General features: G+C 63.7%; 16 protein-coding genes. 6 read left to right on the top strand and 10 right to left on the bottom strand.

Annotated features, from left to right (window positions below; translation table 11 throughout):
• Window positions 1-12 precede the first annotated feature (12 nt).
• Window positions 13-1,233, bottom strand: coding sequence for an FAD-binding domain-containing protein (locus AABD04_RS00640; RefSeq protein WP_341439846.1), 1,221 nt, complete (start codon window positions 1,231-1,233; stop codon window positions 13-15).
• Window positions 1,234-1,276: 43 nt separating this feature from the next.
• Window positions 1,277-1,564, bottom strand: coding sequence for an FmdB family zinc ribbon protein (locus AABD04_RS00645; RefSeq protein ID WP_341439847.1), 288 nt, complete (start codon window positions 1,562-1,564; stop codon window positions 1,277-1,279).
• A 140-nt stretch (window positions 1,565-1,704) separates the two neighbouring features.
• Here AABD04_RS00645 and fmdA point away from each other — a divergent pair, with 140 nt between their 5' ends.
• Both fmdA and AABD04_RS00655 read left to right on the top strand, forming a co-directional pair.
• Window positions 1,705-2,958 carry a formamidase gene (gene fmdA / locus AABD04_RS00650; RefSeq protein WP_341439848.1) on the top strand — a complete coding sequence of 418 codons (1,254 nt, stop codon included), beginning with the start codon at window positions 1,705-1,707 and terminating at the stop codon, window positions 2,956-2,958.
• Between the two features lie 33 nt (window positions 2,959-2,991).
• Window positions 2,992-3,462 (top strand): hypothetical protein, encoded by a 471-nt coding sequence (locus AABD04_RS00655; protein ID WP_341439849.1) that lies wholly within the window; start codon window positions 2,992-2,994, stop codon window positions 3,460-3,462.
• Here AABD04_RS00655 and AABD04_RS00660 read toward each other — a convergent pair.
• Together AABD04_RS00660 and AABD04_RS00665 are read right to left on the bottom strand one after the other, a co-directional pair.
• Window positions 3,459-4,055 carry a hypothetical protein gene (locus AABD04_RS00660; protein ID WP_341439850.1) on the bottom strand — a complete coding sequence of 199 codons (597 nt, stop codon included), beginning with the start codon at window positions 4,053-4,055 and terminating at the stop codon, window positions 3,459-3,461. The genes AABD04_RS00655 and AABD04_RS00660 overlap by 4 nt on opposite strands.
• A gap of 60 nt (window positions 4,056-4,115) precedes the next feature.
• The gene (locus AABD04_RS00665; RefSeq protein ID WP_341439851.1) at window positions 4,116-4,607 is read right to left on the bottom strand and encodes a hypothetical protein; all 492 of its coding nucleotides are present in this window, start codon (window positions 4,605-4,607) and stop codon (window positions 4,116-4,118) included.
• 120 nt (window positions 4,608-4,727) lie between these two features.
• On the opposite strand from AABD04_RS00665, the gene AABD04_RS00670 reads away from it, so the two are divergent.
• Together AABD04_RS00670 and AABD04_RS00675 are read left to right on the top strand one after the other, a co-directional pair.
• Window positions 4,728-6,623, top strand: a complete 1,896-nt coding sequence (locus tag AABD04_RS00670; protein WP_341439852.1) for an HNH endonuclease signature motif containing protein — start codon at window positions 4,728-4,730, stop codon at window positions 6,621-6,623.
• Between the two features lie 117 nt (window positions 6,624-6,740).
• Window positions 6,741-7,097 carry a hypothetical protein gene (locus tag AABD04_RS00675; RefSeq protein ID WP_341439853.1) on the top strand — a complete coding sequence of 119 codons (357 nt, stop codon included), beginning with the start codon at window positions 6,741-6,743 and terminating at the stop codon, window positions 7,095-7,097.
• Between the two features lie 4 nt (window positions 7,098-7,101).
• On the opposite strand, the gene AABD04_RS00680 is transcribed toward AABD04_RS00675, so the two are convergent.
• Window positions 7,102-7,299 carry a PLD nuclease N-terminal domain-containing protein gene (locus AABD04_RS00680; RefSeq protein WP_341439854.1) on the bottom strand — a complete coding sequence of 66 codons (198 nt, stop codon included), beginning with the start codon at window positions 7,297-7,299 and terminating at the stop codon, window positions 7,102-7,104.
• Between the two features lie 48 nt (window positions 7,300-7,347).
• Entirely contained in the window at window positions 7,348-8,862 is a 1,515-nt protein-coding gene (locus AABD04_RS00685) for a hypothetical protein (protein ID WP_341439855.1), read from the bottom strand.
• Between the two features lie 134 nt (window positions 8,863-8,996).
• Between AABD04_RS00685 and AABD04_RS00690 the strand changes: the two genes are divergently transcribed.
• Complete coding sequence (locus tag AABD04_RS00690; protein ID WP_341439856.1) at window positions 8,997-9,239, top strand: PLDc N-terminal domain-containing protein; 243 nt, start codon at window positions 8,997-8,999, stop codon at window positions 9,237-9,239.
• Here the strand turns inward: AABD04_RS00690 and AABD04_RS00695 are convergent.
• Together AABD04_RS00695 and AABD04_RS00700 are read right to left on the bottom strand one after the other, a co-directional pair.
• Window positions 9,221-9,604: a GNAT family N-acetyltransferase gene (locus AABD04_RS00695; protein ID WP_341439857.1), complete on the bottom strand. Its 384-nt coding sequence runs from the start codon at window positions 9,602-9,604 to the stop codon at window positions 9,221-9,223. The genes AABD04_RS00690 and AABD04_RS00695 overlap by 19 nt on opposite strands.
• A 55-nt stretch (window positions 9,605-9,659) precedes the next feature.
• Window positions 9,660-10,634 (bottom strand): aldo/keto reductase, encoded by a 975-nt coding sequence (locus AABD04_RS00700; protein ID WP_341439858.1) that lies wholly within the window; start codon window positions 10,632-10,634, stop codon window positions 9,660-9,662.
• A 64-nt stretch (window positions 10,635-10,698) separates the two neighbouring features.
• Between AABD04_RS00700 and AABD04_RS00705 the strand changes: the two genes are divergently transcribed.
• Entirely contained in the window at window positions 10,699-11,610 is a 912-nt protein-coding gene (locus AABD04_RS00705) for an aminotransferase class IV (RefSeq protein WP_341439859.1), read from the top strand.
• A 3-nt stretch (window positions 11,611-11,613) separates the two neighbouring features.
• Here the strand turns inward: AABD04_RS00705 and AABD04_RS00710 are convergent, their stop codons facing one another.
• Together AABD04_RS00710 and AABD04_RS00715 are read right to left on the bottom strand one after the other, a co-directional pair.
• A complete protein-coding gene (locus AABD04_RS00710; protein WP_341439860.1) occupies window positions 11,614-12,246 on the bottom strand; it encodes a serine hydrolase domain-containing protein in 633 nt (210 codons plus the stop codon).
• Window positions 12,243-12,758 (bottom strand): serine hydrolase domain-containing protein, encoded by a 516-nt coding sequence (locus AABD04_RS00715; RefSeq protein WP_341439861.1) that lies wholly within the window; start codon window positions 12,756-12,758, stop codon window positions 12,243-12,245. The genes AABD04_RS00710 and AABD04_RS00715 overlap by 4 nt, the downstream gene beginning before the upstream one ends.
• Window positions 12,759-12,796: the final 38 nt, after the last annotated feature.

Below are 12,796 nucleotides of genomic sequence, written 5' to 3' on the forward strand. Positions count from 1 at the left end.
AACGACCGCTGTTCAATGACTCCGGCGCCACGCACTGAAGGAACGGACAGAGGACGTGGTGGGACGCACCAGCCACGGCCACGGATGCAACTCGACCGGGGCGGTGGCGTCGGCGATGCGGGAGAAGCCGGGAACGGGTGCCCACGTGGTGGCCAGGGAACGTCCGGAGAGCTCATCCGAGACTCGGCCGCGACGGACCTCCAACGGCCGGGTGGACGCGATCTCGCCGAGCGTCTCGGCGAGAAACACCAGTCGCTTGCCGGAGAGCCTCAGTTTGCGTAGCAGTGGCTCGTCGAACACGAAGACGGCAGGCCGATCGGTGTCGGCGGCCAGCGCTGGGTCCGCGGTGCCGAGAGATTCGGCAGTCAGCCAGACCTGTTCTGCACCAGTACCTTCCACGTGGGCGGGTCCGGCGGGAATCGGAGCCTTGTTCAGATCGGGACCGTCGACAGCCGGCCCGAGATCGTCGTCGGGCCAGTTCTCGATGGGACAAGCATCTTTCAAAGCGCAGTTGCGGCACAGCGACGGTGCTCTCTTGTTCACCTGCCACCGGCTGAAGCCGTAGACCTTCCCGCTTCCGGTACCGACGGTCCATTGCCAACCGAGGCGGTTGGCGGCGCGGGACCCGTCGAGCAGGTGGGCGAACATCTCGTCCTCGCCGTCGCGCCACGTCGCACCGGCGCGGACGGCCCATTGGGAGGCCAGCCACATGCGCGTTTGATTGACCAGCCAACCGTCCTCGTGCAATTCGCCCACCACCGAGGACATGCAGTTCATCTCTTCGGCCCAGGGCTGCGACGTCCAGTTCTGTGGCCGCGGTTGTTCGCGGCGGAGAGATTGTCCCAGTTCGCTTCCGAGTCGTGAGTACAGGTGGCGCGCGTACTCCTGCCACATCAGCTCGTCGCGATAGCGGGAACGGTCGCGTGGGGGAGCGTCGGATACCGCGTCCCAGACCTCTCGTAGCGTGAGTAGCCCGTGGCGAATATACGGGGACATACGGCTCGCTCCACGGCGATTCACCGGGAGAACGGTGCTGCGGTCCCGGGCGTATCCGGTGATGTCGAGTCCGGCCAGCGCGGCATCGGCAGCGGACTGCCCGCCGCGAATGCCACCCGCCGTGATGGCATCCGGCCCTTCGCGTGTCAGATCGCCCAGGTGCTCGGCAACCCAGTCGACGACGTCCTCGGTGGTGGAGCCGTCGGCAATGGACGGCGGAGTGGGTAGCTCGGACATGCCGTCGGACTTCCCCGTCGGTACGAAAGGGAAACGCCGGTCGTCAGGGGCGCGGCAGTCGGCGATGCAGTGGGTTGGATGTGGTCCTGGTTGCCGATCTGCCGGCGGGCGGTAGGGACGAGACGACGGCAGGCGTGTCGGCCGTGGCGCGCGAGGCGTCGTGGGCCTTCATCGCAGCGCTGTTTCCCCGTCCGAGAGCGGGCGAGGAAATCTTCCTGGCGGCCGCCTGTCCGCACTGCGGGCACGTCACCTCGGACGGCGCGTCGGCCATGGAGAAGCTCTGCTCGACGGGGTCGCAACGCTGTGCGCAGCGGAAGCTGTAGGTGGGCACGCATTCGAGGATAGCCGCAGGCGTCGCATCAGCAACGTTCCGGCACAACGTCATACAAGATTTACACGCCAGAAGCGACCGGATCGGCCGCGACAGTGCAATGATCGAGGCAGGAGAATCCGCGCAACCGGAGGTGCCTCGTGCCCGAACTGCTGTTTCCGCTCGACTCGACGAAGAGTTTCACCGAGCAGGAGGTCGTCGGTCACAACCGATGGCATCCCGATATCCCGGCGGCGGTCACGGTCAAACCCGGCACGTCCTTTCGGGCCCACTGTCGTGAATGGTTCGACGGTGCCATCCGCAACGACGATTCCGCCGAGGACATTCTGAATGCTCCGCTCAACAACGTGCACACGCTGTCCGGGCCGTTTCATATCGAGGGTGCCGAGCCCGGTGACCTGCTGATCGTCGATATCCTCGACGTAGGGCCGATCCCGCAAGAGGATTCGGGTCCGCTGGCCGGCCAGGGCTGGGGGTACACGGGAATCTTCGCCAAGGAGAACGGCGGCGGGTTCCTCACCGATCGATTCCCCGACGCGTACAAGGCGATCTGGGATTTCTCCGGGCAGACCACCACGTCTCGACACGTTCCGCACGTGAAGTACACCGGCATCACCCATCCCGGGCTCATGGGGACCGCGCCGTCGGCGCAATTGTTGGCCAAGTGGAACGCTCGTGAAGGTGCGCTGATCGCCACCGATCCGAATCGTGTTCCGCCACTGGCTCTTGCACCCGAGCTCGACGGGGCAATTCTGGGATCGTTGAGCGGTGACGAATTCAGCCGTGTCGCAGGCGAAGCCGCACGCACAGCACCGCCACGCGAGAATGGTGGAAACCAGGACATCAAGAACCTCACCAAGGGCACCCGCGTCTTCTACCCGGTGTTCGTGCCGGGCGCGAAGCTGTCCTTCGGTGATCTGCACTTCTCCCAGGGCGACGGGGAGATCACGTTCTGCGGTGCCATCGAAATGGGTGGCTTCATGGATTTGCACGTCGACCTGATCAAGGGCGGCATGGAGACCTACGGAGTGAGCGAGAACGCGATCTTCATGCCCGGAAACACCGCACCGCAGTACTCGGAATGGATTGCCTTCTCGGGTATTTCGGTGACCGAGGACGGTGAGCAGAAGTATCTGGACTCCGACCTGTCCTACCAGAATGCGTGCATGCATGCGATCGACTACCTCACCAAGTTCGGCTACAGCCCCGAGCAGGCGTACCTGCTACTGGGTTCGGCCCCGATCGAAGGACGCCTGTCCGGGGTGGTGGACATTCCGAACTCCTGTGCAACGGTGTACATCCCCACGGCGATCTTCGATTTCCCGATCGCGCCTTCGGCCTCCGGGCCGTTCCAGATCGACCCGGGAATGGGAGCGCCGAGGGCGCAGTTCTGACGCCGTATGCCGACATTGTGGATGCTCGAGGATATGGAACCGTGGCCTGACGAGCCTGCCGTAGGCGCGGTGTTTTCACCCACCACGTACTGGGCGTCACGCGAGTGGATGGACCTGCCCGCCGAGGTGTGCACCGAGGTGCCGGCTCGGGTGGAGGCCGTCGTCACCGAAGGCCGGACGGAGTGGGTAGCGCATCTCGGCGACGGCTTCACCACGATGATGGGTGACGGCAGCATGGTTGGGGACGTGATGTTGCACGGGTGTTTGGTGTGGGACAGGTACCTATGGATCGATTTCTGGGCAAGGCCGCGGGGCAGTCTTCGCCTGCTCGACCGGGCCGGATTCCTCGTGCAACGTCAGAAATGGACCGCGACCCGACACCCCGGCGCATTCAGTGTGACGTACGAGGGTGGTCTGGAGTACCACCAACGGGGTTCAACGCCAGAGGGATTCGGAGTTCGGTGGGAGGCATCAGTCGTCGAGATTGCTCCGTCGGGTGGCTAGCCGTCGTCGCCGTGGCCCGCAGTGATGATCTGGTCGAAGCGAATCGGCGAGGATTCGATCTCGGTGAGCGCCAGGATGCCGGCAACGGTCTCCGTGCTGCCTCCGAGGAATGCACACGGGAAGTCGAAGTGCTGAGCCACGCACCACGCGTGGTCGGCGGGCCACCACAGGTGCGGCGACAATCCTTCGAGGGTGTCCGCTGCGCGTGAGACCGGTCCCCTCAACAGGAAATAGTTGTAGCCGGCGATGGCTGCGGTCGGTGCCTTGTCGCGAATGTCATCGAGGGCGGTATTGCCTTCCCAGACTGCGAACCAGCATGTGTCCGGTGTGTTCGTGCTTCGAGCGAGTACCTCGATGATGGAGGCCAGTTGAACATGCCAGGCAACAACGGGTTTCGCCGGCACCGTAGCGCCACGCGTGTTGCCGCGAGCGGGATACTGAATGCTGGCATAGGCGTCGAACACAGTGGGGACCAGCGAGCCCACTGTGGTTGTGGCGACGACGGCGAGGTTGTTGTTCACCCACTGTGCCTCCGAGACATCCTGTTGCAGATCATCGCCCGACCATTCCGCCCAATCGGTACTCGATTCCATGGACGCGACGCTACCGACATTCGGTGTGGGTGGTCGACCCATCTCGCAGGTGAAGAATGGCTAGGTTACGGATCCTGCCTGCTTGCTTCGCCCCCGCCAGAGCGCTGTCAGCGTCGCTACTGTCGGAATCAGGAAGACTGCGTACGGTGCCGCAACCGCCCACTGTTCGAGCGAGGACAATTCGGGGCTCCAACTGCTCGGGTCGCGACGGACTGAATCGCCGAAGTTTGCGACGACCGAGTTCAGCAACATCAACAGGTAGAAGGCCATCGTCAGAGTCAATCCAACGGTCGCATACCAACGGCCGTGACGGAGATTGTCAGGTGAGGTGAGCTCGAAGCCTCCGCTTATGGAAAAGAAGGCCGCTGGAATGAGAAGGACCAATCCGGCTGCTGTCGTGATGTTCCAGGTGCTCACAACGTCGCCGACGGCGTCGTAACCGATACCCAGTGCACCCGCAGCCAGGCTGAGGCACCACCAGGCCAGTGGAAGTATCCCCGCGAAGATCACCCAGCGGCGAACTCCGCTCGGGTGATCAGGGAGGGTCGGCATGTCGACATTCTCTACCAATGTCATCGCACAGGTTTCTGGTCCGGAGCCCGGCGACTGCCTTCTTGGCGCAATCGCAATTGTGTTCGAAAGTGTGTCGGTGGGTCGCGGTAGATTCTGTTCATGCTTTCGGGGGACGGCGGATCAGGGGTGGACGGCATCGAGACGGTGCCGCCCGCTCCTGTTGTGTCCGATCCCGAACTATCGGTGTTGGTCGATCGTGTGGAGTCCGCGGTCGCGGAGTTGGCCGGGCAGGGGTCGGTGTCGTGGACGAACGCCGACCGGCGTGCGGTGATCCAGCGGATGGAAACGCTCACCCGATCGGTGACCGCGTACTCGCACACCTGGCTCAACGAGCTGATCGCTCAACACGGCCTCGATGTGTATCCCGGGTCGGTGCCGTGCTCGGTGGCATGGATGCTGAGGATCACCCCACGAACAGCAGGCGCACGAGTACGCCTGGCTGCCGAATTGGGGGATCGCACCGCACTGTCGGGCGAGGTTCTGCCGCCGTTGCTGCCGCACACCGCCGACGCATTACGGGCCGGGTTGCTCGACGCCCAGCACGTGCAGATGATCCGCGAATTCTTCAAGCACTTGCCTGCCAGTGTGGATCCGCAGACCCGCGATCTCGCCGAGGAGCAGTTGGTGGGCTTCGCGTCGACCAGACGGCCCGACGATTTTGCGCCGTTGGTGGCGAACCTGGACTCGATCCTCAACCCCGACGGCGATCACGACGAGGACGAGGACGAGGACGAGGACGGTAAGCCCAAGCCACGCAAGCGACGCGATGCCTTCTTCTACCTCGGCGAACAAGGTGCCGACGGCATGTCGGAAGGCAAATTCTGTGTCGACCCCGAGTTGCGGGCTTACCTCGAGGCCCTGTTCTCCAAAGCCGCGAAGCCGGGGGTGAACAACCCGGCCGACCCGACATCGGTCGTCCACGACGAGACCACCAGCGATGAGACCAGCAGCGGCAGCGACGAGAAGAGCGGGAGCAGGAGTCGCGGGAACGGTAGCGGCACAGCGCCCATGCCCGAGCCCAAGCCCGAGCCCAGCGATGCCGGTTCCAGTGATGCCGGACTGTGGCACAGCAACAACTGTGGCAGCGACGGCGCCTGCTGCGATGACAACTGCTGCGATGAGGGCAACTGTGGCGACGAACGTAACCGTCGCGACTGTGGTTGCGGCACAGAGCCAGGTCGTTCCGACGACACCGACGACACCGACGACACCGACGCAACCGACACCGACCCCGACGATGCACCGGACCCCACTGCCCCCGGTAGCGACGAACCGAATACTGCGGTGCCGGATACCGCGGTGCCGGATACCGCAGCGCGGGATGCCGCCGCCGCACGTGATGTCCGCACCCAGAACGAACGCCGTCACGACGCCCTGAAACTGGCGCTCCGACACACCCTCGCCTCCGGCACACTCGGCACCCACCGAGGCCTGCCCGTCACCGCCATCGTCACCATGACCCTGAAAGACCTCGAAGCCGGCTGCGGATACGCGAAGACCGCCACCGGATCACGAGTGTCGATCCGCGACGCCATCCGCATGGCCTCCCACGCCCACCACTACCTGACCATCTTCGACGACGACGGCAGAGCCCTCTACCTCGGCCGATCGAAACGCATCGCCTCCGCCGACCAACGCATCGTGCTCATCGCCCGCGACCGTGGCTGCAGCTTCCCCTCCTGCACCCGCCCCGCGACCTGGTGCCAAGCCCATCACGTGACCGACTGGGTCGACGGCGGTTACACCGACATCGACGGATTGACCTTCGGCTGCGACATGCACCACGCACTCGTCGGCACCGGACCGAACACATGGGCCACCACCAAAACCACAGCAGGACATCGCTACCCAGGCCGCACCCTGTGGCACCCACCGGTGGGGATGGACCCCAAACGCCGCGGCCTGATCAATCACGCACACCACCCCGAAGAAGTCCTGTACCCACCCGACCAGCACGACGACCCCGGCGACGAAGAACCACGACAACCCGCCTGACGACCTACACCACCATCAGGGCACAGCTCTGCCTGTCGTCGGTACCTTGCAGCCGCCGCACCGGTCATACGCGAAAATAGTAGGGCTTCGGAGTCGTGCCCTGCGTACGGTAAGCGCATGATGGTTCTCGCGAGCAGGACGGCAGTACTGTCGCCGCCGGCACGCGTCGTCTGGAAAGCGTTGATGCGTCCCGATCTGCATCCGTTGAACAGAGGATTCGCCTGGCCGGTCATGTTCCACGACCAGTCGTTGCCTCGGATTGTCGAGAGCAGCGAGTTCGACCGCGTCGTGTGGAGCTCGCCGTGGCCGACGGTCCCGGATCTACTGCTGCAGTTCGATGTACGGCCGGAGACCCGGCTTCGCTGGACGTTGTTGGCCCACACGCCCGCGCCCGGGCAGCAGACCGTCGAGTGGCTCCGCGATCAGGTCAGTCATCTGGTGAACATCGACCTGCGAAAGGCAACGTCATACTGAACTGCTATCGGTTGCCGCCGTTCGGTCCGTGGGGATAGCGCTTGCCGACGGCGAACCACAGGATCGGCCCGACAATGGGCAGAATCAACGCAACGACTACCCATGCCAGCTTCGCCACGAATCCCAGAAAGGGGTCACGGACGATCGAAAAACAGGACATGGCGAACAGTGCAAGTGCAACCGTAACGCCAACAGAAGTCATGTCCCACAGGGTAGATCAGACATCGGTTCCGCTAGCGAGCGGTCAGCTTCACAACCGACTCGAGCGTGAGTTGTCGAGCATCTCGGCAATATCGAGATGCACAGGCCAGCTCATCACCGGGTCGTCGGGCCGAAGTGCTCGGACTCCACGCGCGATGACCCGCATTCGCCCAGCGTCGTCGACGGTGGCGTTCGGTCTGGTTGCGAATACCGGAACACTCGTCAGTGGTGTGAAGGTCGACGCGTCGTAGACGGTGAACAACCAGAACTGTTCGGTTCGTTCGTACTGCACTGGGCCGGGTAGTGGCCACCAACCCGTCGACGAGGTGCCATCGGGCGGATGTCCTATCGTCCAAGCGAAGTCACCGAGTTGTCCACCGTGAAACTGACTGCGGCCCAGCATTTCTTCCTCATCAGCGATGCCAAGATCCGGTTCGACGACGGCGACGTCGACACCGCGAATCAAGCGCACAGGATCGCCCGCAAGATAGGGATATCCGTGTCCGCGAGGCAGCTGCGGAATGCTGGGTCCGATCGTCGAGTGTCCTGCACTCGTCACCCGCACCAGACGTACCACTGATTCCCCACGGGGTTGAACGCAGACGATCCAGGTATCACGGTCCGCAGCAATCGAATTGATGTAGCCGTCGAGTGCCGCAACGTCGGTGGACCCGCTTCCGGGTGTGTAGATGCGCCACGTAGGGTCGCCGGTGCAGACCAGTAGCCGGTCGTCGTTGATGGCTCCGACGTGCGCGGGCAGGGAATCGATCCGAACCGCTTCGTGACCGAGGGAAAACCAGAACATTCCATCCACTCCGCCGACCCAGCACCCTGCATCGGTGGCCCAGATGGAACGGGTGTCACCGACGTTGTCCGGCAGAACATGTTCGGTGGCAATCCCTTTCGTATCGATGCTGACGACCAGTGGCAATTCGGCGTCGAGGACCCAGGTGACGCCGCCGGCAGCGGCCACGTCGCCCGGCACGATGCTCGGGCGAGTCGGCAGAGGTGGAACGTCGTCGAGATCGAGAGTGACCATGACGCTGTTCTCCTGGTCGATGGGGCCACCGTCCTCGCGCATCGACTCATGGCCGAAGATTCGGCGGACTTTCTCTACGTCGCGGGTGGCACGGTACCCAGGGCATATGACCCAGCCCTCACCTGGAATCGACCTGTAGCGCTCGGACACCAGCTGAGCGCGGGTCACTCGACCGCGGAATCGGCCCTCGGTGTCATAACCGAAGACGCCGTAGAAGCGTCCGGTCAGCTCGACTCGGCCTGTGCGGGGGGTGAACCCGCGCCACGATGCAGTCCAGCCGTCGCCGCGCAACAACCCGGACCACTCCCAGCGCCGCGCGGAGTTCTGGCCCGTGTATTGCAAGATCGGTTGATTTCCGGAGTGTTCGAGGCTCGCCGATATCGTTACGACATCCGCTTCGGTATCGGGCAGCTCCACGAAACGGAGTGCGCCGGTCAGAACCGCACCCACCTGCGGCGGGGCGATCTCACCGTCGCCGATCACCGATGACGAGATATGCACGACGAGCGTGCGACGGTCGCTCATGCGCCTTTCAGTGAAGTCATGCACGTGAGGCTAGCGGCATCGTCAGGTCACTGCAGCGAGATCGGGTCCAATGGTGGCATTCCAACGCCGGGCGAAAGCGATAAGCTCGGTCCTCGAGGCGAAGGGGGTTGGCGATGAACAGCGACGGCAACCCCACGCTGCCGTTAGCGTTCGATCTCGCCTGGACGGCCGCGTTCGTGGTGTGGCTGTTGCTCGTCGGTGTTGCGTGGGTATCGATTCTGCGTACTTCCCACCGCCGGCGCGGTGCCGCATTCTGGTGGTGTCTGCTCGTCTTGCTCATGCCGTTCACCGGCGCGCTGATCTGGTTCTTGGCTCGACCGAAAACCTCTGAGTCCGATCAGCGGACGAGTTCGTAGCGCGCCAACCACAGCCCGGGCCGTACCTGTTGATCCTCGGCGTGCACGAAGCCGAAGGACTCGTACAACCTGCGGGCCGGTGGATTGTCTCGTCCGGTGGCAACCCGAACATGGTGTCCGGCAATCGATTTCAGCATCACCGCAACCAAACTCCGTCCGATTCCTCGTCGATGCGCGTGGGGAGCCACCACCAGACGGTCGATCTCCGTCTCGGACCACGCTGCAGCACCGAGGATGTCGTCGCCCTCCCGAGCAACGACCCAGTGGACCTGTGCAGCGCACAGATCGTCCACCGACTCGTGCAGCAGCGGGATTCGGTCGTCGCCGATCAGTCTCGCTTCGACTGCATACGATCCCTTCTGCATCGCGAGAATCTGTTCGGCCAGTTGCCGATCCGAAGCGGGGTCGACGCGAACGATCTCAATAGCGGCCACCGGCGGGGGCAGGCAGGGCGTCGAGTGTGGCGAGGTGCTCCGCGCTCAACATCAGAGACGCGGCACCCGCGTTCTCGTCGAGACGCGAGGTGCGTCGAGTACCGGGAATCGGGACCACGTGCTCACCCTGCGCCAACACCCAGGCCAAGGCCACCTGCGCCGGTGTTGCACCGAGCTCGTCGGCGACGGCTGCGATGGCGTCGACGATCACGAGGTTCGCGTCGAGATTGTCCTGACTGAAGCGTGGCAGCCGAGCTCGAAAATCGTCTGCAGCGGGGGTAGTTCCGCGAAAGTTGCCGGTCAGGAAGCCGCGACCCAACGGTGAGAACGGAACGAATGCCGCACCGTTGTCCTGCGTCCACTCCAGCGACGTAGCGAGGTGATCGCGCGTCCACAGCGACAGCTCCGACTGCACCGCAGAAACAGGGTGCACCTGCTGGGCACGATCGAGCTGCTCGACGCTGAACTCCGAGACGCCCAGTGCGCGAACCTTTCCGGCCTGCACGGCCTCGGCCATCGCGCCGATGCTGTCCTCCACGTCCACCTCAGGATCGGGCCGGTGCAGGTAGTACAGATCGATGTGGTCGACGCCCAGGCGGCGTAGCGAATCGTCGATTGCCGAACGTAGATGCTCCGGTTTGCCGTTGGGGCCCGAAATGATCGGCTCTCCGGCGTCGCCGACGTGGGAGACGAGACCACCCTTGGTCGCGAGTATCACCTCGTCGCGTCGGCTGCCGATGACCTTGCCGACGACCTCCTCATTGGTGAACGGTCCGTACACATCGGCCGTGTCGATGAAATTCACACCCAGATCCAAGGCGTGCCCGATGACGCGATCGGGCGTCTCCGTGCGATCGTCGGCCTTGTATGCCCAGGTCATTCCCATGCAGCCCAAGCCGATGGCACCCACCTCGGGGCCGTCGCTCCACAGGGTGCGGGTCGGTATGGTGCGTTCGCTCATGTACTCGACCATAGAGAAGTAAAAGCGTTGTCGCTCGGACTCACCGGGCGACTAGCATCGCCGCATGGCTCTTCCACACTCGAAGGTGTATTTCGGCGATCGCTTGGTGGACGCGCAGGAGGCGACGCTCGGGGTCGCAACCTCGGCCGTCCTGTATGGGCTCAGTGTCTACACCGTGTTCCCCGTGCAGGTGGACGGTGATCGGCGTACCGCGTTCCGCTTGCTCGATCACTATCGACGCCTCGTCGAGTCCTGCAAGATCATCGGCATCGACACTTTCGCGTCGGAGTGGACATTCGATAGGTTCGTACAGGCAACGCGCGACGTGATCGCCGCCAATGCTCCGACTGCCGAGGTCTACGTTCGCGCCACCGTCCACGTGGACGAGCCGATTCCCGGAACGCGGGTACGTGGTCTGCACACCACCGTCTCCATTTTCCTGTACGACGCGAATCCCATTGTCCCGCAAGATGGTATGCGGCTGAAGACGAGCGTGTGGCGTCGTATCCCCGACAATGCGATTCCGTCTCGCGCCAAGGTGAACGGAGCGTACGTCAATTCCGTTCTGGCCAAACAGGATGCGATCGACAGCGGCTTCGACGACTGCATCTTCCTCGACATCAACGGTCACGTCTGTGAACTCAGTGCCGCGAACATCTTTCTCGTCCGCAATGGAGTGCTGGTCACTCCCGATGTCACCAGCGATATTCTCGACGGCATCAATCGTCGGACCATTCTGACCCTGGCGCGCGAAGAAGGGCTGACCGTTCAGGAGCGAACCGTCGATCTCACCGAGTTGTACATCGCCGACGAGGTCTTCGTCTGCGGCACCTCGGCGGGAGTTGCCCCGGTGTACGAAATCGACGGTCGCGCAATAGGAACCAAGGAAACCGGCCCGGTGACGCTCACCCTACGGAAGCGTCACCAGGCCGCGCTCACCAGCGACGAGGTACACGGCTGGGTGAGCGAGCTGTAACCGCTACGCCGGGCAGGTCGAGGTGAGTCCGGCGATCAACGCTTCGGCGGCCGGCTGTTCGAGTGGATCGGCGGCCGGGTTCGCGCCGGCAGTGGTCCAGGCCAGCGAGACCTGTCGCTGTCCGTCCGGGCTGGAGAACGCATATGTGCGGTAGCCGAAGCCGTTGCCGCGGTTGCCGAACACGAGTTCAGCCGATCCCGGGTTGCAGGCGTCCCCGCCCAGCAGCAGGCCGAGTCCGTACGTGGATGGCGTCACGACCTGCATCTCGTCGATCAGGTTCTGTGGGATCAGCGTGCCGTCGAACAGTCCACGGAAGAAGGTGTTCAGATCGCCGACCGTGGACACGACAGCAGCACCCGAGGACCAGATGCTCGCGTCGAAGGCGGTGACATCGGTGTACGTCCCGTTCTCCAGGACGTAGCCGTGCAGGGCATTGTCTGCGATCGCTGCGTCGATGGGATAGGTTGTCGCGGTCATGTCCAGTGGATCGAAGATCCTGTCCTGCAACGACTGTCCGATGGTCTTGCCATCCTGCTCGGCAATGATGCGTCCGAGAATGGCGTAGTTGGTGTTGGAGTAGACGAATTCGGACCCAGGTTCGGTGGTCCATGGCATGGCGAGTGCCTGGGCGATCAACTCGTCATCGGTGACGGAGTCGTTTGCGCGGGCCGCGATCTGGTCGGCTGTGTCGAAGCCGGTGAGATAGTCGGGACACCACTGGTGTGATCGAGTAGTTGGCGAACGGTCACCGGCCTGGGCAGCAAACCGGGAAGCAGCTCGTCGACCTGCTGATCGAGCTCGAGCTTCCCCTCGTCCACGAGTTGCAGCACCACTGCGGCAACCATTGCCTTGGTGACGCTGGCGATGCGGACCGGGTTCTCGGCGGAGGCAGGCTCGGTGCCATTGAGTTCGACCAGACCGGCCGCTCCCGACCAGGAATCCTCGCCGTCGCGCACCTGCGCAACAGCGGCGACGGATCCGGCGTCGACCATCGCGTCCAAGGCGGCCTGAACGTCGTCGATCCTGATGCTCCCGCTCGACGGCGTGGTGGTGGGCTTGACCGCTGACGGCTCGTCGGTGGAGGAGCATCCACTGACCAGCAGCGATGTCGAGACTGTGAGGGCGGCGAGGATTCGTAGCTTGCTCATGTCTTCGACGCTATCGCCGTCGAACGACGTATTTCAGT

Origin of the sequence: Rhodococcoides navarretei, from assembly GCF_038069675.1 — a bacterium.
GTDB lineage: Bacteria > Actinomycetota > Actinomycetes > Mycobacteriales > Mycobacteriaceae > Rhodococcoides > Rhodococcoides navarretei.

What these genes read in the sequence shown, in the direction of transcription:
- AABD04_RS00695 (WP_341439857.1), bottom strand. Translation starts at nt 9,604, where the DNA reads ATGCAGAAGGGATCGTATGCAGTCGAAGCGAGACTGATCGGCGACGAC.
- AABD04_RS00690 (WP_341439856.1), top strand. Translation starts at nt 8,997, where the DNA reads ATGAACAGCGACGGCAACCCCACGCTGCCGTTAGCGTTCGATCTCGCC.
- AABD04_RS00715 (WP_341439861.1), bottom strand. Translation starts at nt 12,758, where the DNA reads ATGAGCAAGCTACGAATCCTCGCCGCCCTCACAGTCTCGACATCGCTG.
- AABD04_RS00640 (WP_341439846.1), bottom strand. Translation starts at nt 1,233, where the DNA reads ATGTCCGAGCTACCCACTCCGCCGTCCATTGCCGACGGCTCCACCACC.
- AABD04_RS00665 (WP_341439851.1), bottom strand. Translation starts at nt 4,607, where the DNA reads ATGCCGACCCTCCCTGATCACCCGAGCGGAGTTCGCCGCTGGGTGATC.
- AABD04_RS00705 (WP_341439859.1), top strand. Translation starts at nt 10,699, where the DNA reads ATGGCTCTTCCACACTCGAAGGTGTATTTCGGCGATCGCTTGGTGGAC.
- AABD04_RS00655 (WP_341439849.1), top strand. Translation starts at nt 2,992, where the DNA reads ATGGAACCGTGGCCTGACGAGCCTGCCGTAGGCGCGGTGTTTTCACCC.
- AABD04_RS00700 (WP_341439858.1), bottom strand. Translation starts at nt 10,634, where the DNA reads ATGAGCGAACGCACCATACCGACCCGCACCCTGTGGAGCGACGGCCCC.
- AABD04_RS00675 (WP_341439853.1), top strand. Translation starts at nt 6,741, where the DNA reads ATGATGGTTCTCGCGAGCAGGACGGCAGTACTGTCGCCGCCGGCACGC.
- AABD04_RS00660 (WP_341439850.1), bottom strand. Translation starts at nt 4,055, where the DNA reads ATGGAATCGAGTACCGATTGGGCGGAATGGTCGGGCGATGATCTGCAA.
- AABD04_RS00685 (WP_341439855.1), bottom strand. Translation starts at nt 8,862, where the DNA reads ATGAGCGACCGTCGCACGCTCGTCGTGCATATCTCGTCATCGGTGATC.
- AABD04_RS00680 (WP_341439854.1), bottom strand. Translation starts at nt 7,299, where the DNA reads ATGACTTCTGTTGGCGTTACGGTTGCACTTGCACTGTTCGCCATGTCC.
- AABD04_RS00670 (WP_341439852.1), top strand. Translation starts at nt 4,728, where the DNA reads ATGCTTTCGGGGGACGGCGGATCAGGGGTGGACGGCATCGAGACGGTG.